Origin of the sequence: Thalassotalea eurytherma (genome assembly GCF_030161415.1) — a bacterium.
Classification (GTDB): domain Bacteria; phylum Pseudomonadota; class Gammaproteobacteria; order Enterobacterales; family Alteromonadaceae; genus Thalassotalea_G; species Thalassotalea_G eurytherma.
The window spans coordinates 79390-101188 of the sequence record NZ_BSSU01000008.1; the positions used below are offsets into that span (position 1 = coordinate 79390).

Annotated in this window: 20 protein-coding genes; 8 read left to right on the top strand and 12 right to left on the bottom strand. The window is 39.8% G+C overall.

Annotation, left to right across the window (positions count from 1 at the left end; all coding sequences use genetic code 11):
- Nucleotides 1-12: 12 nt before the first annotated feature.
- Both QQK02_RS08780 and lrp read right to left on the bottom strand, forming a co-directional pair.
- A complete protein-coding gene (locus QQK02_RS08780) occupies nt 13-2505 on the bottom strand; it encodes a DNA translocase FtsK (RefSeq protein WP_284207629.1) in 2493 nt (830 codons plus the stop codon).
- Between the two features lie 59 nt (nt 2506-2564).
- Nucleotides 2565-3050 carry a leucine-responsive transcriptional regulator Lrp gene (lrp, locus tag QQK02_RS08785; protein ID WP_284207630.1) on the bottom strand — a complete coding sequence of 162 codons (486 nt, stop codon included), beginning with the start codon at nt 3048-3050 and terminating at the stop codon, nt 2565-2567.
- 123 nt (nt 3051-3173) lie between these two features.
- Here lrp and ald point away from each other — a divergent pair, with 123 nt between their 5' ends.
- The 5 genes from ald to infA all read left to right on the top strand — a co-directional run bounded on the left by ald (nt 3174) and on the right by infA (nt 7118).
- Nucleotides 3174-4292: an alanine dehydrogenase gene (ald, locus tag QQK02_RS08790; protein ID WP_284207631.1), complete on the top strand. Its 1119-nt coding sequence runs from the start codon at nt 3174-3176 to the stop codon at nt 4290-4292.
- A 148-nt stretch (nt 4293-4440) separates the two neighbouring features.
- Nucleotides 4441-5391: a thioredoxin-disulfide reductase gene (gene trxB / locus QQK02_RS08795; RefSeq protein ID WP_284207632.1), complete on the top strand. Its 951-nt coding sequence runs from the start codon at nt 4441-4443 to the stop codon at nt 5389-5391.
- Between the two features lie 7 nt (nt 5392-5398).
- Nucleotides 5399-6115, top strand: a complete 717-nt coding sequence (gene aat, locus QQK02_RS08800; RefSeq protein ID WP_284207633.1) for a leucyl/phenylalanyl-tRNA--protein transferase — start codon at nt 5399-5401, stop codon at nt 6113-6115.
- Nucleotides 6108-6809, top strand: coding sequence for an arginyltransferase (locus tag QQK02_RS08805; RefSeq protein ID WP_284207634.1), 702 nt, complete (start codon nt 6108-6110; stop codon nt 6807-6809). The genes aat and QQK02_RS08805 overlap by 8 nt, the downstream gene beginning before the upstream one ends.
- Before the next feature lie 90 nt (nt 6810-6899).
- Nucleotides 6900-7118 (top strand): translation initiation factor IF-1, encoded by a 219-nt coding sequence (infA, locus tag QQK02_RS08810; protein ID WP_011043571.1) that lies wholly within the window; start codon nt 6900-6902, stop codon nt 7116-7118.
- A 111-nt stretch (nt 7119-7229) separates the two neighbouring features.
- On the opposite strand, the gene clpA is transcribed toward infA, so the two are convergent.
- Both clpA and clpS read right to left on the bottom strand, forming a co-directional pair.
- A complete protein-coding gene (gene clpA, locus QQK02_RS08815; protein ID WP_284207635.1) occupies nt 7230-9485 on the bottom strand; it encodes an ATP-dependent Clp protease ATP-binding subunit ClpA in 2256 nt (751 codons plus the stop codon).
- A gap of 26 nt (nt 9486-9511) precedes the next feature.
- Complete coding sequence (gene clpS / locus QQK02_RS08820; protein WP_284207636.1) at nt 9512-9832, bottom strand: ATP-dependent Clp protease adapter ClpS; 321 nt, start codon at nt 9830-9832, stop codon at nt 9512-9514.
- 211 nt (nt 9833-10043) lie between these two features.
- Between clpS and cspD the strand changes: the two genes are divergently transcribed.
- Entirely contained in the window at nt 10044-10265 is a 222-nt protein-coding gene (cspD, locus tag QQK02_RS08825; protein ID WP_284207637.1) for a cold shock domain-containing protein CspD, read from the top strand.
- Nucleotides 10266-10331: 66 nt separating this feature from the next.
- On the opposite strand, the gene icd is transcribed toward cspD, so the two are convergent.
- Nucleotides 10332-11582 (bottom strand): NADP-dependent isocitrate dehydrogenase, encoded by a 1251-nt coding sequence (icd, locus tag QQK02_RS08830; protein WP_284207638.1) that lies wholly within the window; start codon nt 11580-11582, stop codon nt 10332-10334.
- A gap of 275 nt (nt 11583-11857) precedes the next feature.
- On the opposite strand from icd, the gene QQK02_RS08835 reads away from it, so the two are divergent.
- A complete protein-coding gene (locus QQK02_RS08835; protein ID WP_284207639.1) occupies nt 11858-12070 on the top strand; it encodes a hypothetical protein in 213 nt (70 codons plus the stop codon).
- 89 nt (nt 12071-12159) lie between these two features.
- Here the strand turns inward: QQK02_RS08835 and uvrB are convergent, their stop codons facing one another.
- The 7 genes from uvrB to QQK02_RS08870 all read right to left on the bottom strand — a co-directional run bounded on the left by uvrB (nt 12160) and on the right by QQK02_RS08870 (nt 20662).
- Nucleotides 12160-14163, bottom strand: a complete 2004-nt coding sequence (gene uvrB, locus QQK02_RS08840; protein WP_284207640.1) for an excinuclease ABC subunit UvrB — start codon at nt 14161-14163, stop codon at nt 12160-12162.
- Nucleotides 14160-15527, bottom strand: a complete 1368-nt coding sequence (locus QQK02_RS08845) for an MATE family efflux transporter (RefSeq protein ID WP_284207641.1) — start codon at nt 15525-15527, stop codon at nt 14160-14162. Before QQK02_RS08845 ends, uvrB begins: the two co-directional genes overlap by 4 nt.
- A 901-nt stretch (nt 15528-16428) precedes the next feature.
- Entirely contained in the window at nt 16429-17367 is a 939-nt protein-coding gene (locus QQK02_RS08850) for a polysaccharide deacetylase family protein (protein ID WP_284207642.1), read from the bottom strand.
- Nucleotides 17368-17569: 202 nt separating this feature from the next.
- Nucleotides 17570-18094, bottom strand: coding sequence for an ester cyclase (locus QQK02_RS08855; protein ID WP_284207643.1), 525 nt, complete (start codon nt 18092-18094; stop codon nt 17570-17572).
- Between the two features lie 25 nt (nt 18095-18119).
- The gene (locus QQK02_RS08860) at nt 18120-19118 is read right to left on the bottom strand and encodes a zinc-binding alcohol dehydrogenase family protein (RefSeq protein WP_284207644.1); all 999 of its coding nucleotides are present in this window, start codon (nt 19116-19118) and stop codon (nt 18120-18122) included.
- Nucleotides 19119-19128: 10 nt separating this feature from the next.
- On the bottom strand, nt 19129-20232 hold the full coding sequence (locus tag QQK02_RS08865; RefSeq protein WP_284207645.1) for an alkene reductase: 1104 nt from the start codon (nt 20230-20232) through the stop codon (nt 19129-19131).
- A 13-nt stretch (nt 20233-20245) separates the two neighbouring features.
- Entirely contained in the window at nt 20246-20662 is a 417-nt protein-coding gene (locus QQK02_RS08870; RefSeq protein WP_284207646.1) for a VOC family protein, read from the bottom strand.
- 97 nt (nt 20663-20759) lie between these two features.
- On the opposite strand from QQK02_RS08870, the gene QQK02_RS08875 reads away from it, so the two are divergent.
- Nucleotides 20760-21683, top strand: coding sequence for a LysR family transcriptional regulator (locus tag QQK02_RS08875; protein WP_284207647.1), 924 nt, complete (start codon nt 20760-20762; stop codon nt 21681-21683).
- Nucleotides 21684-21799 lie beyond the last annotated feature (116 nt).

The following is a 21799-nucleotide window of genomic DNA, read 5'->3' on the forward strand; positions in this document are numbered from 1 at the left end:
ATATCGCAGCATTTATGCTTTTACAGGTGGTGGTGCTAGCACTTCTCTTGCACCGTTATGACCTGGTGCACTTACGACACCTTGCAATTCCATTTGTTCAATAATTCGTGCTGCGCGATTGTAACCAATTCTAAATTTACGTTGAACACCTGAAATAGATGCACGGCGGCTTTCGGTAACAAAGGCTAAGGCTTCATCATATAATGTATCTAGCTCTTCTTCTGCGCTACCTTCTGCTTGCTCACCTGGCAATAATACTTCTTGGTCGCTTTCACCCGACAGTATTTCTTCTAAGTAGTTTGGTTCTCCACGTTGTTTCCAGTCACTGACAACCGCATGGACTTCATGGTCGTCAACAAAAGCACCGTGAACACGTGTTGGCACGCCGGTACCCGGTGGTAAGTACAACATATCACCCTGCCCCAACAATTGTTCTGCGCCTTGCTGATCAAGGATTGTTCTAGAGTCAATTCGTGAAGAAACTTGGAAGGCCATTCTCGTTGGGATATTGGCTTTAATCAAACCAGTTATCACATCTACTGAAGGGCGTTGTGTTGCTAATACAAGGTGTATACCTGCGGCACGCGCTTTTTGAGCAATACGTGCAATTAGCTCTTCTACTTTTTTACCAACGATCATCATCATGTCAGCAAATTCGTCAACGACAACAACAATACTTGGCAGCTTCTCTAATTCTGGTGCCGACTCATCCATTGAATCACCGGGTTTCCACAATGGGTCGGTTAACGGTGTACCTTCTGCTTTTGCATTGGCAACTTTTTGGTTAAAGCCTTTTAGATTTCGAACGCCCATCGCCGACATTAATTTGTAACGACGTTCCATCTCACCTACACACCAACGTAATGCATTAGCCGCTTCTTTCATATCGGTAACAACTTCAGCTAATAGGTGTGGAATGCCTTCATATACCGAAAGTTCTAACATTTTTGGATCTATCATGATCAAGCGCACGTCTTCAGGTGTTGCCTTATAAAGTAAGCTTAAAATCATGGTGTTAACACCTACCGATTTACCAGAGCCTGTTGTACCGGCTACCAGTAAATGTGGCATTTTGGCTAAATCTACCACAACGGGATCACCAGCAATATCTTTACCCAACACCATGGTTAGTGGTGAAGGGTTCTCAACAAATTTGGTACAAGCAATAACTTCGCTCAACCGAACAATTTCGCGGTGTTTATTCGGAAGTTCAAGGCCAATAACAGACTTACCGGGAATAACTTCAACAACACGAACACTTATTGCAGATAGTGCGCGAGCTAGGTCTTTTGATAAGTTTGATATTTTACTTACTTTAACACCCGGCGCTAAATCAAGCTCAAATCGTGTAATAACAGGGCCAGGAAAAACAGAAACAACAGTAGCTTGAATATTAAAATCAAGGAGCTTTGCTTCAACTAAACGGCTGACATGATCAAGATCATCTTGGCTTATTGGGTTTTCAGCTTTATCGGGGCGATCAAGTAACTCAATAGATGGCATTCCTTGATATTTTTCAATAGGTTGAGCCCCTTCAATAGTGGCTATTTCAGTATTATCTTCCAGCTTTTCAGGCACTTCAATCACAGGTGTTTTTTCAAACGCTGCAGCTATTTCTTCGTCACTGACATGCTCTTGAACCGTTGCCATAACAGGGCCTTCAATAAGTTCATCTATCTCGACAAACTCATCCTTAACAGAGCTAAGTACAGGCTCTTTCCTATTGATTGCTTCAAAAGCTTCTTTAATGTCAACCTGTGGCTCTGTCGGGTCGTCTTGCTTTTCAATCTCTGGAAAATCTTCGAAGCTAACATCTGCAGTTGTATCTAGCGCTTCACTTTTTGCGACACTATCATCAACATTTGGCGCAAATTTTTCTTTTAAAATTGCCGGAATCTGCACTAGGTACATTGCAGCTTGAATCGTATATTTGCCAATAGCATCGATAATATTGAGCCACGAATAGCCAGTTAACAGCACAAAACCAACAGCAATAAAAAGTAAAAAGAATAAAGTTGTGCCAACAAAGGATAAATATGGCAACAAGCTAGAGCTAACAACATCACCTATAATACCGCCAGCAGAAAAGTAGTAAACATCATCAAAATTCATACTTGCAATAGCAGTAACGCCAATAAACAGCATGATAAAGCCTACGATTTTTAAGCCAAGCGTTAGATAGTCTAATTCCATTAATCGATGATAGCGTTGAAAGAGTAGCCAACCTGTTATAGCAATGACAAATGGTAATGAATAAGCAACCAAGCCAAAGGTGTTCAGCAACACATCCGAAAGATAAGCGCCGACTGCGCCCCCCATATTTCTAATTGGTGATTGATACCCCGTTTGCGACCAACCAGGATCAGCAGGATTAAAGCTAAATAACACGAGCGTTAAGTATAGTGCAAAAATGCAAGAAACAAGCATACCGGCTTCAAGTAATCGCTGAACGCCAGTAAGTTTTGGAGATTGTTGTGGAGATAGTTCTGACAAAGGCTTAACCATTGCTATTATTATTCATTATGCTGTATAAATTACCATGAAAATCCTGATGAGCAAATGATTTAACGCAATATAGGCAATTGATTGCTTGATTTTACCTCTTCCATCACTACGTATGTTCTACTTTCACTTACCGCAGGTAACCTGAGTAATGTATCTCCAAGTAATTTTCGATAAGCAGCCATGTCAGCTACACGGGTTTTTAACAAGAAATCAAAATTACCTGATACCAGGTGACATTCCTGAATGACATCAATATTATGAACAGCCTTTGAAAACTCATCAAACACGTCAGGGCTAGTCTTTGTTAACGTTATTTCAACAATAACCAATAAGGCGGCCTCTAAAAGCTCGGGGTTAAGCATTGCCGTGTATCCGGTGATATACCCTTCATTTTCCAAGCGTTTAACGCGCTCAAGACACGGTGTTGGGCTTAATCCAACACGTTTGGATAATTCGACATTAGAAAGTCGTCCATTTTTTTGTAACTCAACTAAAATGTTTTTATCAATACGATCAATTTTCTTATTTTGCTTAAGCTCAGGCATATACAAAAATCTAACAAATAGGGATTAGGCAGAATTATATGCTTTATAAACAAAATATTCGAGAGAATATTCTATTTAAATACCACTATACTAGTCACAAATATTAACTACGAGATTTAACAAATGATTATTGGTGTTCCTAAAGAAATCAAAAACCACGAGTACCGCGTAGGTATGGTTCCAGCAAGTGTACGTGAAGTAATTAATCACGGGCATAGTGTCTTCGTTGAACAAAATGCTGGTACAGGCATTGGTTTTACCGATCAAGATTACATTGATGCAGGCGCAACAATCTTAAATACAGCCGAAGAAGTTTTTGCTCAATCTGAAATGATTGTCAAAGTTAAAGAGCCACAGGCTGTTGAGCGTGCAATGCTTCGTGAAGGTCAAATCTTATTCACTTATTTACACCTAGCACCTGATTTAGCGCAAACACAAGACTTAGTTAAAAGTAATGCTATTTGTATCGCGTACGAAACGGTTACTGATAGTCATGGTGGTTTACCATTATTAGCGCCTATGTCTGAAGTTGCAGGCCGCATGTCAATTCAAGCAGGTGCTCAAGCATTAGAAAAATCTAACGCTGGTCGCGGTATGCTATTGGGCGGCGTTCCAGGTGTTGAACCAGCAAAAGTTGTCGTCATTGGTGGTGGTATGGTTGGTAACAATGCTGCACAAATGGCTGTGGGTATGGGTGCGAATGTTGTAATTCTTGATCGTAATATTAACGTATTACGTAAGCTAGACGCACAGTTTGGTAACAAAGTACAAGCGATTTACTCAACTGCAGACGCGTTAGAAAAACATGTTTTAGAAGCTGACCTAGTGATTGGCGGAGTATTAATTCCAGGTGCAGCGGCACCGAAATTAGTTACCAAAGAACATATTGCTAACATGAAGCCAGGTTCTGCGATTGTTGACGTTGCAATTGACCAAGGTGGTTGTATTGAAACTTCAACACCAACAACCCACGCTGAACCAACGTACATTGTAGATGACGTTGTTCATTACTGTGTTGCAAACATGCCAGGCGCAGTGCCTCGCACATCAACGTTTGCATTAAACAATGCAACATTGCCTTATATTATTCAGTTAGCAAATAAAGGCTATCAACAAGCATTACTTGACGATAAGCACCTGTTAAACGGTCTTAACGTAATTAATGGTCAAGTCACTGTGAAAGAAGTTGCGGAAAACCTTGGTTTTGAATACACAGATCCTGCAGTAGCGTTACTTAACTAATCAAGTTTAGTCGAAAACTGTACAGAAAAACGTGCACTTTGTAAGGTGCACGTTTTTTTTTCCTTAAAAAGTTATTTTACCCACTTGAACAAATCACTTACGATCCCAATAGTTAACTTAGTTTAGAATTTTTCCTTTGGAGTATCACATGAGTGAAGCAAGACATTGCCCGCTATTAATTTTAGGTTCAGGCCCTGCTGGTTATACTGCAGCGGTTTATGCCGCTCGCGCTAACTTAAACCCTGTAATGATCACAGGTATGCAGCAAGGCGGTCAATTAACCACGACAACTGAAGTGGAAAACTGGCCTGGCGATGCAAACGATTTAACGGGTCCAGATTTAATGGTTCGCATGCAGCAACATGCTGAAAAATTTGATACCGAAATCATTTTTGACCACATTGAAGAAGTAGATCTTGAATCGCGCCCGTTCAAATTAAAAGGCAGCGAAGAATATACCTGTGATGCACTCATTATTTGTACTGGTGCTTCAGCACAATATTTAGGTTTACCTTCAGAAGAAGCATTCATGGGTAAAGGTGTTTCTGCATGTGCTACGTGTGACGGTTTCTTCTACCGTAACCAAAAGGTTGCTGTTGTTGGTGGTGGTAATACGGCGGTTGAAGAAGCACTGTACTTATCAAACATTGCTTCAGAAGTTCACCTTGTTCACCGTCGTGATACGTTCCGCTCTGAAAAGATTTTAACACAACGTTTAATGGATAAAGTTGAAAACGGTAATATCGTACTTCACCTTGATCGCACATTAGATGAAGTATTAGGTGACGACATGGGTGTTACCGGGGTTAGATTGAAAGACACTAATTCTGACGCAACAGAAGAAATTGATGTATCAGGCACCTTTATCGCCATTGGTCATAAACCAAATACCGATATCTTTAAAGGTCAATTGGACATGAAAGATGGTTACCTAACAATTAACAGCGGCACTAACGGCAATGCAACACAAACAAGTGTTGAAGGTGTATTTGCTGCAGGTGATGTTGCTGACCATATTTACCGTCAAGCAATTACTTCTGCTGGTGCAGGCTGTATGGCTGCACTAGACGCTGAGCGTTACTTAGACGCTAAGGCGTAAAGAGTACATGAGCCAGACGCTTCATTTTTTAAATGACAGCAGTCTGGCTTTTCCTGATCTTTCTCATGCCCTGAGTGAACCAAACGGTTTACTTGCCTTAGGTGGCGATTTAAGTGTCCCACGACTTCAATCTGCCTATCAACACGGTATTTTCCCTTGGTATAGCGATAGTGAACCCATTATGTGGTGGTCACCTGATCCTCGCGCGATTATTCCAACTAGCAACGTTCGTATTAATAAAACATTACGTAAATTTTTGCGCAAGTCTCCCTACACTGTCACGATCAATCAAGCGTTTAAAGACGTTATAAATTTATGTGCAGACGCGCCATTTAGGCAAGAAGATACATGGATCGTTAATGATATGATTCAAGCATATATTGCGCTTAATAAATCAGGAATCGCCCATAGTATTGAGGTTTGGCAAGATAACCTGTTAGTTGGCGGATTATATGGTGTTGCAATCAATGGCTTTTTCTCAGGTGAATCTATGTTTTACCGCGCCTCTAATGCCTCCAAACTCGCGTTAATCGCACTTGCTGAATTATTAAAAGAGTCAGGCATTAAGTTTATCGATTGCCAAATAACTAACCCATTTTTAGAAGATATGGGAGCGATTGAGATCTCAAGAGCAGAATTCTTAACATTCAAAGACAGCGCACTAAAAATACAGCTACCAGATAACTTTTGGCGCCCTCGTCAGCTATACTTACCTTATGACTAGTTCAAACCTTACCTTTGGTGTTACTCGTGACTTTCCCTGTAGCTATCTAACTGATCAGCATGAGAAGTTATTGATTGCTGTTGATGACAGGCTTCATACTCCCAAAAATTATGGTTGGCTAATGGCAAACGGTTTCCGTCGCAGTGGTGATCAGATATATCGTCCCAATTGCCCTACCTGCACTGCTTGTCAGTCAGTAAGAGTGATTGCAGATGAATTTTCACCATCGAAAAGCCAGAAGCGTTTACTGAAAAAAAATAAAGAATTTGCCATTGAGGTGAGTAATGATTTTTCATCAAACTATTACCCTTTATTTGAAACTTACATCAACACACTTCACACCGATGGCTCAATGTATCCGGCATCAATTGAGCAATTCCATTCATTTTTAAAATGTAACTTATCGCCGCAGTTATTTCTTGAGATTTGGCATCAGGGCGAATTGGTGAGCGTTGCAATTACTGATGTATTGCCAGACTCACTTTCAGCAGTGTATACCTTCTACCAACCAAGTTATCGAAAACAGTCAATGGGTATGTTTTCAATCTTACAACAAATTGAATTATGTAAGACATTAGCTAAGCCTTATTTATACCTCGGATATCAAATTGACGACTGCCAAAAGATGAATTACAAAACCAAATTTAATCCATATCAGCGGTTTATCAATAATAACTGGCAAACCGTTAAATAATTAGCCACTTTGACTTTACTTTAGTCAACTTATTCGGCATGATCTGCGCAGCTTTTTATTTAATGCAAACTTTTAGAGGTCACGCGCCCAATGGCGAAAGAAGAAAATATTGAAATGCAAGGTACGGTATTAGACACCTTACCAAATACTATGTTCCGTGTTGAATTAGAAAATGGACACGTTGTTACTGCTCATATCTCAGGTAAAATGCGTAAAAACTACATCCGTATTTTAACTGGCGATAAAGTAACGGTTGAATTAACACCTTATGATTTATCAAAAGGTCGCATTATTTTCCGTGCTCGCTAAATAATTCTTTAAATAAAAAAGCTCGCTATAAGCGAGCTTTTTTATTGCCTGGAAATAACAAAACCAATATTTAAGAAGGCCACAAGCTAAGTGCTTGCAGCCATTAAATGATTAATTTTCAACGAGCTCTTTTTTCGGCTCAACTTTAATCACTAATTCACTCTTAGCAACGTTCACCTTAACAACGCCACCTTGCGTTAAATCACCAAACAGCAATTCATTGGCTAATGGCTTCTTGAGTTTTTCTGAAATAAGCCTTGCCATTGGTCGAGCTCCCATCGCTTTGTCATAACCATGTTGCGCTAACCACTGTTTAGCATCTCTGGTTAATTCAAGTGATACCCCCTTCTGATCTAACTGGGCTTGCAACTCAACAATAAACTTATCGATAACCTGAGAAATCACTTCAGGCGATAAATGATTGAACCAAACAATATTATCTAAGCGGTTTCTAAATTCTGGTGAAAATACTTTATTAATTTCATCCATTGCATCGTAACTATGATCTTGCTGCTTAAAGCCAATACTTTGTTTCGTTGTTTCTGTAACACCAGCATTGGTTGTTAACACTAAAATCACATTCCTAAAGTCAGCCTTACGACCGTTATTATCAGTTAACGTGCCATGGTCCATAACTTGAAGCAAAATATTAAAAACGTCACTGTGGGCTTTCTCTATTTCATCTAGCAAGACAACTGAATGTGGGTGTTTAATCACTGAATCAGTCAATAGTCCACCTTGTTCATATCCAACATAACCAGGAGGCGCACCAATTAAACGACTTACCGCGTGTTTTTCCATGTACTCAGACATATCAAAACGCAAGAATTCAACACCTAACAAGGTTGCAAGCTGCTTGGTGACTTCAGTTTTACCGACACCTGTAGGGCCAGCAAATAAGAACGAGCCAACAGGCTTTTCTTCATTTCCTAAGCCAGAACGAGATAAACGAATAACAGAGGTTAAATCATCAATCGCATGATCTTGACCAAACACCAACATCTTTAGATTTCTATCGATTGACTTCAGATTGTCTTTCTCAGTTGATGAGACACTTTTCTCAGGAATACGCGCCATTTTTGCAACAATCGTTTCAATATCGTTGTCTTTAATCACTTTTTTACGTTTGCTCGCAACAACAAGTTGCTGTTTGGCTCCTGCTTCATCAATGATGTCTATCGCCTTATCAGGTAAAAAGCGCTCATTAATATACTTATCGGCAAGAGAAGCTGCTGCTTTCAACGCTTTATTTGTATAGCGAATACCATGATGGCTTTCATACTTCTCTTTCAAGCCTTGAAGAATTTTTGTCGTATCTTCAACACTAGGCTCGGTAACATCAATTTTTTGGAAACGACGTGCTAACGCTCGATCTTTTTCAAAAATACTTTGATATTCTTGATAAGTCGTAGAGCCGATACAGCGTAATTTACCTGACGACAGCATAGGCTTAAGTAAGTTAGATGCGTCCATCATACCGCCAGATGCTGCACCTGCACCGATAATCGTATGAATTTCGTCTATGAATAAAATGGCATTATCGTCGTGCTCTAAGTCTTTTAATAACGCTTTAAAACGCTTTTCAAAATCACCTCGATATTTGGTACCGGCTAAAAGCGCTCCCATATCAAGAGAGTAAATTGTCGCACCGGTTAAAAATTCTGGCGCATCGTCGGAAATCACAAGATTTGCCAACCCTTCCGCAATCGCAGTTTTACCCACACCGGCTTCACCAACATACAAAGGGTTATTTTTACGACGTCGACTCAACACTTGAAGCGTGCGTTCTAATTCATTTTCGCGACCAATAAGCGGGTCAATGTTACCCTTAGTGGCTTCTTCATTGAGGTTTACTGAGAAATTCTCAACAGTTCTAGGCTCTTCCTCGCCCTGCACTGCCGGCTCTTCATGATTTGGTGATTCATGTTGACCATGCTTTGCAATCCCATGCGAAATGAAATTAACAATATCTAAACGCGAGATCTCTAACTTTTTAAGGAAATATACAGCTTGTGACTCTTGTTCGCTAAAAATAGCAATCAGTACATTTGAGCCGTTTACCTCAGATTTACCTGAAGATTGCACATGAAAAACTGCACGTTGTAAAACGCGTTGAAAACCAAGTGTAGGTTGGGTTTCACGCTCATCCTCTTCATCGGGAATAACGGGTGTCGTTTCACTGATAAACGTTTTGAGTTCCGTTTTAAGCGCAGGCATGTCCGCGCCGCAAGCACTCAATGTCTCTATTGCTGACGGATTATCGAGTAAAGCAAGTAATAGGTGCTCTACCGTCATATATTCATGACGATGCTCTTTTGCATCTCTAAACGCTAAATTTAATGATATTTCTAAATCTTTATTTAACATAAGTTACTCCAATAAACCTTATGAATTTATGCCTTTTCCATACCACATTTAAGTGGGTGTTGATTTTCAAGGGCATAATTGCACACTTGGCTAACTTTGGTTTCAGCGACTTCGGCAGTAAATGTTCCGCAACTTGCCTTACCTTTATAATGCACATTTAACATGATGTCAGTGGCTTGCTCTAAATTCATGTTAAAAAACTTCTTTAATACTTCGACCACAAAATCCATTGGCGTGTAGTCATCATTGCACAAAATCACGTTATACATTGACGGTGGTTGAAGCTTATTTTTTACTTGCTCTTCAAGAGCTTCGCCATGTTGGGGTGATGAATTCCAAATGCTCATACTTATATAATAGTCTTAAAATTAGTGTTTGTGCCATCTAGAATGCAAAGATATTCGCAAAAAATTAATAAGTTTTTAACAAAAAGTCTTGACTAATTTTTAATATTATCTACGATTTCTAATATGGCTAAAATTTAGCCATAGGCTGTGTATTGGATGCCGATATACACAGCATAACTAATTACCGAAGGATTTAGAAGGAAGTTGAAGTATGGCTCACGGTACAGTTAAATGGTTTAACAACGCAAAAGGGTTTGGTTTCATTCGTCCTGATGATGGGGGCGAGGATATTTTTGCTCATTACTCGACAATTGAAATGGATGGTTACCGTACCCTCAAAGCTGGTCAAGACGTTAATTACGAGTTAAATGAAGGTCCTAAGGGGCATCATGCGGCGAGTATCAAACCACTTGAGACGCCAAGTGAAGAATAATCACTTTACGACATAAAAAAAACACAGCATAGACTGTGTTTTTTTTATGTCTGAATTATCATCAAGTTACATATGTTCGATAATACAATCGCCAAACTCACTACATGTTACTAATGTCGCATTGGCCATTAAACGTTCAAAGTCATAGGTCACTGTTTTAGCACCAATAGCACCCGACATACCTTTAAGTAATAAATCGGCTGCCTCAATCCAACCCATATGCCTTAGCATCATTTCAGCAGATAGAATAACAGAACCAGGATTTACTTTGTTTTGACCTGCATATTTTGGTGCTGTTCCATGGGTAGCTTCAAAAATAGCAACGCCGTCGCCAATGTTCGCGCCTGGCGCAATGCCAATACCACCAACCTGTGCTGCTAAAGCGTCAGACAAATAATCACCATTTAAGTTTAACGTAGCAATAACGCTATATTCTTCAGGTCTTAAAAGTACTTGTTGTAACATCGCATCAGCAATAACGTCTTTAATGACGATTTCTTTGCCTGTATTAGGGTTAGTAATAACCACCCATGGACCACCGTCAAGCAACTCTCCACCAAACTCTTCTCTAGCAAGTTCGTAGCCCCAATCCTTAAATGCACCTTCGGTAAACTTCATAATATTACCTTTATGCACTAATGTGACGGATTCGCGGTTATTGTCGATTGCATATTGAATCGCTTGTCGAACCAAACGCTGGGTACCTTCTTTTGATACCGGCTTAATACCAATACCACAATCTTCTTCAAAACGAATTTTACTGGCACCCATTTCATTTTTTAGGAAATCGATTACCCGTTTTGCTTGCTCAGTTCCTGCTTGATACTCAATACCTGCATAAATATCTTCTGAGTTTTCTCGAAAGATCACCATATCGACAGATTCTGGATGCTTTACCGGGCTTGGTACACCGGTAAACCACTGAACTGGACGTTGGCAAACATACAAATCAAGTACTTGCCGTAATGCGACATTAAGTGAACGAATACCGCCGCCTACTGGCGTAGTTAACGGCCCCTTAATACCTACTTTATATTCGCGAAATAATGCTAATGTTTCTTCAGGTAACCATGTTTCAGAGTCATAGAGTGCTGTAGCTTTTTCACCTGCATACACCTCCATCCACTGAATTTCTCTTTCACTTTGATAAGCTTTCGCTACCGCTGCGTTTACCGCTTTAATCATAGGTGGAGTGACATCTACACCAATGCCGTCGCCTTCGATATAAGGAATGATAGGGTTATTTGGAACAATTAAACGGCCATCTTCTAATTGAATTGGTTGGCCTTTTGCTGGAATCGTTACTTGAGAAGTCATAACAACTCTCCCATTGATTGACTAGTTGAATGTGCAGGATGTTTCATACACCTGTATGAATAACCTAAACGATTAAGAGTAAATACACTAATCATTAACAAATAATAGTGAATATAAGTTGAGTGAATGAGGTAAATTTTGAAAATTAGTATATGTAACTAACTCAATGAGTTGCATCACTTCCCTTAAAAGCAGTAGTTTTAATAACTTCTATTTATAATAAAAATTAAATTTCCTACTAAACTTAAGAGGTTGTCACATTCTTTGGAGGTATTATGGCTTCAGTATGGACTAATCACGCGGGAAACATAGCGGAACTAGTTAATAGTAACAAGGATACACAAGCACATTTGTATTTAGAGCAAATGATGTTATTCCCCGTTGACGTACAAGATCAAATTATTGATAAAATAAGTCGGCTTGAGCATTGTACAAACGAAGCCGTTGCAGAAATCATTCAGCAACACTCGACAATGCCCCTTCGCTAAACCATTATTACGTTTCAATCAAGCCATTTAGAACTAATGCATTCCCTTCGCTGATAGGCATGCATTGGTGAGCCTTTATTGGTGAGTGTTTAATGTGTCAGTTGTATTTTTCTTAATTCGTCTATTTCGTCGCGCACAGAAGCAGCTTGTTCGAATTCTAGGTTTTTAGCATGCTCAAACATAGCTTGCTCTAGTTTCTTAACCTTCGCGTCTATCTCGCTAACGCTCATCGTGTCATAACTTGCTTTTGGTGACGCAACTTTCGCTGCGCGTTTTTGAAGTTCTTCATTTGATGTTCCGAGATCCATAACATCGCTGATTTTTCTGATGACACCTTTTGGCGTAATGCCGTTTTGTTCATTGAAAGCATGCTGCTTCTCTCTGCGACGCTCCGTTTCATCAATCGCTTTTCGCATAGAGCGAGTTATTGAATTAGCGTACAGAATCGCCCTACCTTCTATATTACGCGCTGCACGTCCAATAGTTTGAATTAACGAACGTTCAGATCGTAAGAAGCCTTCTTTATCAGCATCTAATATTGCGACTAGCGACACTTCTGGCATATCTAAACCTTCTCGTAGCAAGTTGATGCCAACTAACACATCAAACTTACCTAATCGCAGATCTCGAATGATTTCCATACGTTCAACGGTATCGACATCTGAATGTAAATAACGCGACTTAATACCATGTTCGTCAAGATATTCGGTAAAATCCTCTGCCATTCGCTTAGTTAAGGTCGTAGCCAAAACACGTTCATGTTTAGCGACTCTAATACGAATTTCAGATAACAAATCGTCAACTTGAGTATCGACAGGACGCACCTCAATAACGGGATCGAGCAACCCTGTAGGCCTAACGACTTGCTCTGCAACTTCACCATTAGATTTATCTAATTCGTATTGACTAGGTGTGGCAGACACATAAATTGTTTGCGGCGCTAGTGCTTCAAATTCGTCAAACTTTAACGGACGGTTATCTAGTGCTGATGGTAGCCTAAAGCCATATTGTACGAGGTTTTCTTTCCGTGAACGGTCGCCTTTATACATGGCCCCAATTTGTGGCACCGTTACATGAGACTCATCGATAACCAACAAGCCGTCTGGTGGTAAGTAATCAAACAAGGTTGGTGGTGGCTCACCTTGAGTGCGGCCAGATAAATATCGAGAATAGTTTTCAATTCCTGAGCAATAGCCAAGCTCTTTCATCATTTCAATATCGAATTGTGTACGCTGTACGATACGTTGCTCTTCAATTAACAGGTTATTGTCTTTTAATTGCTGTGCTCTATCTTTCAATTCAACTTTGATATTTTCAATGGCCGCAAGGATTTTATCACGTGGAGTTGCATAGTGAGTTTTGGGGTAAACTGTAACTCGTGCTAATGTTCTTTCCATTTCGCCGGTAAGCGGATCAAATTCTCTAATGTTCTCGATTTCTTCATCAAAAAGCTCGACACGCAAGGCTAAACGATCTGATTCTGCAGGAAAGATATCAATAACATCACCTCTTACACGGTATGTCGCTCTTGAAAACGCAACATCATTTCGCGTGTACTGCAGTTCAGCTAGACGCCTTAAAATATCACGTTGATTAATGATGTCCCCCTGGCGCAAATGCAACATCATTTTCAAGTAAGAGTCAGGATCACCTAAACCATAAATCGCAGAAACAGACGCAACGATAACCACATCACGTCGCTCTAATAACGCTTTGGTTGCCGATAACCGCATTTGCTCGATATGCTCATTTACAGAAGAGTCCTTTTCTATAAAGGTATCGGTTGTCGGTACATAGGCTTCCGGTTGGTAATAATCATAATAAGAAACAAAATACTCAACAGCATTATTAGGAAAGAATTCTTTCATCTCACCATATAATTGCGCCGCTAGTGTTTTATTAGGCGCTAAAATCATTGTTGGACGGTCTAAAGATTGGATAACATTAGCAACAGTAAACGTTTTACCCGACCCCGTAACCCCGAGTAAGGTTTGATGAGCAAGCCCAGACTCAATGCCTTCAAGTAATTGCTTTATCGCTGCAGGCTGATCGCCTGCAGGTTTGTATTCTGATTCAATTGTTAACTTTTTCATGCCAGATTAACCGAAGGAGATTTTTTAAATTGCTTTGTAAAAGAAGTGTACGAAACAAATGCCATTAAAAGATTACCTAATAAGCCGCCTACAAAGAAGCCAATTAAGCCATACAATTCGCTACCTGCATATGCCAATGGCACGTAAAAGACAAACAACCTTAATAAGCTAAGTACCAATGCTGTCATTGGTTTATGAAGAGCGTTAAATGATGAATTGGTTAATATGATGACACCTTGGAGTCCATAACCTAGGGGTAAGATCCATATGTAGAGTTTTATTAAATCTGCCACTTCTTTTTCAGTTGAGAATACATCTGCAATAAAAGAGGCTGAAATAGCCAATACGATATAAATGCCTAGCTGCCAAATTAACGAAAACTTGATTGCCGTTTTGTAACCTTCTTCAACACGCGCCATATTGCCTGCGCCTAAGTTTTGACTAATAAAAGGTGGTAAAGTCATCGACATCGCCAACACTACAAGGCAGGCTATAGACTCAATTCTTGAGCCTACACCAAAAGCGGCAACGGCTGATTCGCCATAACTAGCCACAATAGCGGTTAATACGGCGGCGGCAATAGGCGTCAACATATTAGCCCCTGCAGCTGGTAAACCTATCCGTAATACTTCCCTGCTACTTTGTATAAATAGTGAAAGACTGACAATCTTTTTATGGATTAAATCTCGTTTAACGGCTAGCAAATACAATACTAAGAACAAACCAAATACCCAAGAGATTAACGTGGCAATTGCTGCTCCTTTTATTCCCATTGCGGGAATTGGGCCGAAACCAAATATCAGCATAGGATCGAGTATGGCATTAATTAACCCTGCACTGCCCATGATGATACTCGGTGTTTTGGTATCACCTGAGGCTCGCAAGATAGCATTACCTATCATAGGGCCAATTAAACAAATACAACCTAAAAACCAGTAATCCATATAATCGTGAATGAGTGGCAATAAGTTTGGTTCAGCGCCAAGTAAAATAAATATATCGTCAGTGTAGTAAAAACCTAGAAGTGCAATAAAGGCAACTAGAATTCCGGTTAATAAGATAGATGAGGTTGCAACATTCTTTGCTGAAACCTCATCATTGCTGCCTAGGTATTTGGCAATAACTGCTGACGTACCAATGCCTAAGCCAATAGTTAAGCTGATAATCGTAAAGGTAATAGGAAATGTAAAACTGATCGCAGCAAGGGGCTGAGTACCTAATAAACCAACAAAAAACGTATCAATAAGGTTAAACGTCATTAACAAAATCATGCCGTAAGTCATAGGAATGGTCATGCGTTTTAGCGTTAACCCTACCGGACTTTTGAGCAAGTCTATTTGATTCTTATTTTTAGTTGTGGACATTCAGCTTCTGCGATTATTTTTAAAGGACAGACTATTGTAATAAAACCAATAAAAACCTGCTACGTATATTCAATAAATTAAGCTGTAAATTTTGTTTTCGTTTAAAGAAATCCACATTTATCCTACTTTTTTATAGATTATCCTAATAATTAACAAGGGATTAACCTATCAAACAGACTAAACACTAAAGAACTGATAAATAAGGACATTTCAAAACTGCTAGAAAAACATACAATTAGGCAAAAGCCAGTAAAACCAAGGGGGTTACAACTAATTACACTTTCACTCACAAACTTATCCACTGTTTCAGAGTATATAGTAAAAACCATGCCTATACGAGAGTGAGTGAGTGACAGGGTGCTATTTCATTGGCAGTAATGAACACCATTAACCATACACACCCTGTATATAGGTATGTATGTATACATTGTAATAGCAGCATATATTTCATCTACAATAAGTGTTAGTAAATTATCACATATCCTGTGGATAATTTCCTGAAACTCAATATTTTTATGTGTTTCAGCCAATGTAGGAAAAACAACCAAAGATGAATTGCACCGAGTCCATCGGCGGTAATCATTCATCCGTGAATTTTTGCTCAGTGTAAATTGTACCTTTTGAGTGCGACTTGTTCCAACAAGTCGTAATAGATCGGAGTTTAACTCATTGGTTTAGCAGGACGGGGAAAGATGTTAGCTGCAAGCATAGAGTTGTCGCCGCATCCATGCGGCTATGAAGAGCCGATTAGTGCCATAAGCGGTCATTTGTAAAATCCGCATAAATAGCGGGTTCAAGTGACCAAAATCAACGTAGAGAAAAACTTTATCAATATTTGTGGCTGGTATAGACCTGAGCCATACTAGCGCTAGCTTTCCTCTAAGTTGATGTGTATTTCCACCTAATTATTAAAATTTCTTGGGGCATTAATTGGTACATTATTTTGCGTCAATACCCATTTAGCGATGTCATCTTTACGCATAAATTTAACAGCTTTGTGTTGCTTAGCGTAAGTAATGAAATCATCTAACGCTTTGACACGAGCTGGTGAACCAGCTAATCTATCATGTGCACTAATTGACATCATACGACGACGTTTTTTTCCTTCTTGATAAAGTACGTCAAATTCATCTTTCAGCTCTTGTAAATAAGCTTTTCCTGTCATTGCAGTACTACCTGTGTAGCGCACAATATCATTGTTTCTAAACGTATAAGGCACCACAACAATTGAGCTATCACCTACTGGGGTATAAGATGGCTCATCTCTTGATAAATCATCAATGTGGTAAATAAAGCCAAGCTCTTTCAAAATGGCTAATGTGTTTGGTGAATGACGCATCCAAAACGCGTTAAATCCCACAGGACGTTGTCCTGTCACTTTTTCTATTATATCGGCGCTTTTAATGTAAGAAGCACGCTCTTCCTCAGGTGTCATCGAATATTGTGGCGTCCACGTTTGTCCATGACCTGAAGCTTCATGTCCTCTGCGAACAACTTCTTTAGCAAGCTCAGGATTAAGTTCAACGGCACGACCCACCATGTGTGACGTCACCTTTATATTGTGTTTATCCCATAAGTTTAATAGCCGTGGGATCCCCTCATTCATACCATATTGATACCATGAAGGTGCAATAGTATCTGGGAACCCCGCTTCTTGTACCGGGAATGGTCCCGGATCTTGCTTATCTTGGGCCGTCGCTTCAAATTGCATAGAAATTGAAATAACTAATTGTGCATCATCAGGCCAAAAAGATTCTTTTTCATTTGATGTGACAGCACTGGCCGTAAAAGCGGTTATTGCTAATAGAAAGCCTAGCCAAATTTTTTTTAAGAATTTCATATAAGTCTCAATAATATAGTTAGATTCGTTTATACCCATCAATCAAAGCGACACTACCTATGTTCAATGTTGATAACCACCCCGCTATCTTTTGGATTTGTTAACATACTGTACGATAATATTTTAACTGCATCGATGAATAACATTTCACCACCTTTTCTTTTACTAATAGGTAGCGTTATTTGGGATATTCAGGAAATAATTACTCTAGCGCTCCGAGTTGCTTCATCAAAGTTAGGTTATCTTCTAAATGCCAATTGCTGATAATTTTTCCATCTTTAATGGTATAAATGTCTACAGCAGTGAAACTGATTTTTTGTCCTTTGCCTTTCTTATCACCCAAAGTCCCGGTGAAGTGCCCAGTTATTAATAACTGCCCAATAACCTTGTTGCCTACAATGTAGACTTGTTGAACGTCTACGGATAAGTCAGGTAAGGCTAAACGGAACTGTTTGGATGCAGCTAATACGCCTCTCAAGCCTTGCGCACGGCTTTCTGGAAGGTTCAAATCAGTAAAATCATTAGCCAATGCCGTTTTCGCATACTCTTCTTTGCCCGTATCCCAAAAACTATAGTATAGGGCTGCAACATCAAGCATCTCTTTAGTTTCTTGATTCCAGTTGTCGGAATAAAATTTATCAATATCTACAGTAACATCCATAGCGTTTCCTAATGCCGAATAAAATAAGGCTGTTAAGAGTAAAATAAGTTGATTGATATTTTTCATAAAAACTCCTCGTATAGTGTATTTATCACTTGTTAGAAACGGTAATTTTTCCAATGGTATTACCTTGTTCGATAAGGGTATGAGCTTTCCGTATGTTTTCAGCATTAATCGTCGAAAATTGTTTTTGAATCGTCGATTTGATTAGCCCTTGCTCAACTAGTGCAGATAACTCGTTTAATAACTGCCCTTGTTTAGCAATATCTGCTGTTTGATACATTGAACGGGTAAACATAAACTCCCAGATAAAACCTGCACTTTTACTTTTTAACGGCTCCATATCTAGCGGCTGATCGCTTTCAACAATGCTACAAATCAAACCTTGCGGCGCAACTAGCCGAGTCATGGCCTGCCAGTGACCTTGGGTATCATTTAAACAAAGAATGTAGTTAATGCTATTTTCATCGAGTTGCTCAACTAAACCTTCACGATGATTAACAATCTTGTCCGCCCCTAATGTTTGACACCATGTAATGGTTTCAGGTCTTGAAGCGGTTGCGATAACAGTTAAGTTGGTCAGTTTTTTCGCCAGTTGAATAGCAATGGAACCAACCCCACCTGCGCCGCCAATTATCAACAGATTCCCTGTTGATTGTGAGCTAATACCTAATCGTTCAAATAAAGCTTCCCACGCCGTAATACTAGTAAGTGGCAATGCGGCAGCTTCAGAGAAGGTCAAATTTTTAGGTTTAATACCGACAATTCTTGAGTCAACCGCTTGATATTCAGCGTTACTGCCTAAGCGGGTAATATCACCTGCGTAGAACACCTCATCACCGACAGAAAAATCGGTCACTTGCTCGCCAATCGCTTCCACCGTGCCAGCAGCATCCCAACCTAAGACCCTAGGTGATGTTTCAAGCTTTTCTTTTGGCGCACGTACTTTAGTATCAACCGGATTCACCGAAACAGCGTTAACTTTCACCAATAAATCGTAACCAGCAACCGACGGTTTAGCGATTTCTACATCTTGCAGTGCTTGCTCATTTTCTATAGGTAAATACCGATATAGACCAATGGCTTTCATAGTAATCTCCTTAAATTTGCTCACCATAAACGGGATAATCGGTATAACCTCGTTCATCACCACCAAATAAGGTGGTTGGATCTGAAATGTCATTTAGCGGTAGGTTATTTTCTAAGCGATAAGGTAAATCAGGATTTGCTAGAAATTTACGCCCAAAGGCAACGTAATCAACTAAATTGTTATTAATTAACTCATCTGCTTTATCTAATGTGTAGTTACCCGCAACAACAATGGCGCCAGAGAAGTTTTCACGTAATTGCTGACGAAACGCTTCAGTTACAACAGGCGCGTCGTCCCAGTCTGCTTCGGCAAGGTGAATATAGGCAATACCCAATTCATCAAAGTGTTTTGCTAACACCAAAATGGCATCGATGGCTTCTGGGTCATTCATGCCTCTTTGAGTAATAAATGGCGCTAATCTTATTGCGGTGCGCTCTGCGCCAATTTCATCACTAATGGCTTTAATAATTTCTAAGGCAAAGCGAATGCGATTTTCTAAACTACCGCCATATTCATCGTTGCGTTTGTTAGATGTTGCGCGTAAAAATTGGTCAATTAAATAACCATTTCCTGCATGTACTTCTACACCGTCAAATCCTGCTTCAATCGCATTTACAGCCGCTTGACGATAGTCTTCAACAATACCTTTGATTTCTTGCGTAGATAATGCTCGTGGAACAGGACAATCAAGCATACGGCCAACGCCATCATCACCCACTACCCACACTTGTGCATCTGGAGCCAAGGCGCTCGGTGCAACAGGTAGTCCATCAGGATGAAACACAGGGTGTGACATTCGACCAACATGCCAAAGCTGGGAAAAAATAATGCCGTCATTATCATGAACAGCATTGGTGACTTTTTTCCAACCATCAATTTGCGCTTGTGTATAAATGCCCGGTGTAAAGGAGTAGCCTTTGCCCTGTGCTGAAATTTGAGTCGCTTCTGAAACAATAAAGCCTGCACTTGCCCGTTGCGCGTAGTAAGTCGCCATTAACTCAGTAGGGATATCACCCGGTTGCGCGGTACGAGAACGCGTCATAGGTGCCATCACGACTTTATTGTTGGTATTTAGATTGCCAAGTTTGCCTGTGTTAAATAATCCGTTTTTCATATGCTTAACCTCATTAATGAATGTCGTTTTTCGAAAATAAAATTTCGATTTTTAGGCCATCTGGGCCTGTGATAAATACTTGATGTTCGTTTGCTTCGGGTATCTCTCGTTCAACAAAAGGCACGTTATACGTTAACAAACGACCTTTAAGTCCTTGGTAGTCACTTGAACTAAACGCTAAATGATCAACCGTTGGCAAGCTCGGTGTTGAACTGTGCTTTTCATCATGTCCTAAATAAAAAGATTGCTCAGGGTTAATGTCATTTCTTCCCGCAATGTGGATACAAGGCACATTGAGTTCGTCATACAACCAAACACCAGCAAAACCAAATGGTGGGCGTTGACCCTCTTTCAAACCAAGTGTTTGTATTAAAAACTGCGACATCTCATCTAAATCAGATACCAGCAGTAATGCGTGATTTAATTGCATATCTACCTCCTTAAAGCGATGACATCAGTTTAACTGTTTTGACTAAATTGATAATTACTCGTAGAGTTAAATCACTATTCAGAAAAACTAAAGAATCATGACAAAAATAGATGATATGACGTTGTTCGTTCACGTAGTAAAAGCGGGAGGACTAGCGGCAGCAGGACGAAAATTAGGGCTTTCACCCGCAAGTATGACGGCACGCATTAACCAAATTGAAAAGCGTTACGGCACAAGGTTGCTGACTCGAAATACACGAAGCATCTCGTTAACCTATGCTGGAGAGCGTTTTTATAGCGGTTGTTTACGTGTCGTTGAAGAAGTAGAAAATACTGAAAACATGATACAAGAGTCGCAAGAAACATTGCAAGGAAGCCTAAGAATTTCGGCTACATCTGATTTTGGCCGACAATATGTCGCACCAGCACTTGCCGAATTTACCAGTAACCATCCTGATGTTTCTCCTCATTTGATGTTATCTGACGGCTTAATCAACATCGTCGATGAAGGGGTAGATATTGCCTTTAGATTCGGCAATTTACCAGACAGTAATCTTATCAGTAAACCTTTAGCTCAAAATCGACGTGTGTTATGCGCATCTCCCAACTATATAAAGCACAACGGATTACCGCGACATCCAGAAGAGCTAGCCAAGCACCGTTGTCTGATCCTAGAGCGCTCAGGCCAACCATTAAACGATTGGTATTTTGAAATAGATAACAAACGACAGCTAATCAAAGTAGCGCCGCACTTATCATGTTCAGACGGTGAAGTAATCAGACGTTGGGCAGTTCAAGGTTATGGTATTGCTTTTAAGTCATTAATTGACATAAGAAAAGATTTATCTAACAACAAGCTAGAATTACTATTAGATGAATATGTACGTGGATTTAGTCATAGTGATACCGAAGTTGTCGGCGTACAAGCCATTTATGCCAGCAGGCAATATCTGCCAATGCAGGTAAAAGCATTTTTAACTTTTTTCGAACATTGGCTAAATAAAGAAATTAGCAACCCATAAAACTGAGAACACTCAAATGGGTTCAGGCCTCGTATTTCACATGGTGATATTACAATTTTAAACGGCCGTTATTCGCTCTTTAGAGACATTCGCACTATTTTGATAATAATTCAACT

Excerpts from the sequence above, each read along its gene's own strand:
- QQK02_RS08780 (WP_284207629.1), bottom strand. The coding sequence starts at position 2,505 with ATGGTTAAGCCTTTGTCAGAACTATCTCCACAACAATCTCCAAAACTT.
- lrp (WP_284207630.1), bottom strand. The coding sequence starts at position 3,050 with ATGCCTGAGCTTAAGCAAAATAAGAAAATTGATCGTATTGATAAAAAC.
- ald (WP_284207631.1), top strand. The coding sequence starts at position 3,174 with ATGATTATTGGTGTTCCTAAAGAAATCAAAAACCACGAGTACCGCGTA.
- trxB (WP_284207632.1), top strand. The coding sequence starts at position 4,441 with ATGAGTGAAGCAAGACATTGCCCGCTATTAATTTTAGGTTCAGGCCCT.
- aat (WP_284207633.1), top strand. The coding sequence starts at position 5,399 with ATGAGCCAGACGCTTCATTTTTTAAATGACAGCAGTCTGGCTTTTCCT.
- QQK02_RS08805 (WP_284207634.1), top strand. The coding sequence starts at position 6,108 with ATGACTAGTTCAAACCTTACCTTTGGTGTTACTCGTGACTTTCCCTGT.
- infA (WP_011043571.1), top strand. The coding sequence starts at position 6,900 with ATGGCGAAAGAAGAAAATATTGAAATGCAAGGTACGGTATTAGACACC.
- clpA (WP_284207635.1), bottom strand. The coding sequence starts at position 9,485 with ATGTTAAATAAAGATTTAGAAATATCATTAAATTTAGCGTTTAGAGAT.
- clpS (WP_284207636.1), bottom strand. The coding sequence starts at position 9,832 with ATGAGCATTTGGAATTCATCACCCCAACATGGCGAAGCTCTTGAAGAG.
- cspD (WP_284207637.1), top strand. The coding sequence starts at position 10,044 with ATGGCTCACGGTACAGTTAAATGGTTTAACAACGCAAAAGGGTTTGGT.
- icd (WP_284207638.1), bottom strand. The coding sequence starts at position 11,582 with ATGACTTCTCAAGTAACGATTCCAGCAAAAGGCCAACCAATTCAATTA.
- QQK02_RS08835 (WP_284207639.1), top strand. The coding sequence starts at position 11,858 with ATGGCTTCAGTATGGACTAATCACGCGGGAAACATAGCGGAACTAGTT.
- uvrB (WP_284207640.1), bottom strand. The coding sequence starts at position 14,163 with ATGAAAAAGTTAACAATTGAATCAGAATACAAACCTGCAGGCGATCAG.
- QQK02_RS08845 (WP_284207641.1), bottom strand. The coding sequence starts at position 15,527 with ATGTCCACAACTAAAAATAAGAATCAAATAGACTTGCTCAAAAGTCCG.
- QQK02_RS08850 (WP_284207642.1), bottom strand. The coding sequence starts at position 17,367 with ATGAAATTCTTAAAAAAAATTTGGCTAGGCTTTCTATTAGCAATAACC.
- QQK02_RS08855 (WP_284207643.1), bottom strand. The coding sequence starts at position 18,094 with ATGAAAAATATCAATCAACTTATTTTACTCTTAACAGCCTTATTTTAT.
- QQK02_RS08860 (WP_284207644.1), bottom strand. The coding sequence starts at position 19,118 with ATGAAAGCCATTGGTCTATATCGGTATTTACCTATAGAAAATGAGCAA.
- QQK02_RS08865 (WP_284207645.1), bottom strand. The coding sequence starts at position 20,232 with ATGAAAAACGGATTATTTAACACAGGCAAACTTGGCAATCTAAATACC.
- QQK02_RS08870 (WP_284207646.1), bottom strand. The coding sequence starts at position 20,662 with ATGCAATTAAATCACGCATTACTGCTGGTATCTGATTTAGATGAGATG.
- QQK02_RS08875 (WP_284207647.1), top strand. The coding sequence starts at position 20,760 with ATGACAAAAATAGATGATATGACGTTGTTCGTTCACGTAGTAAAAGCG.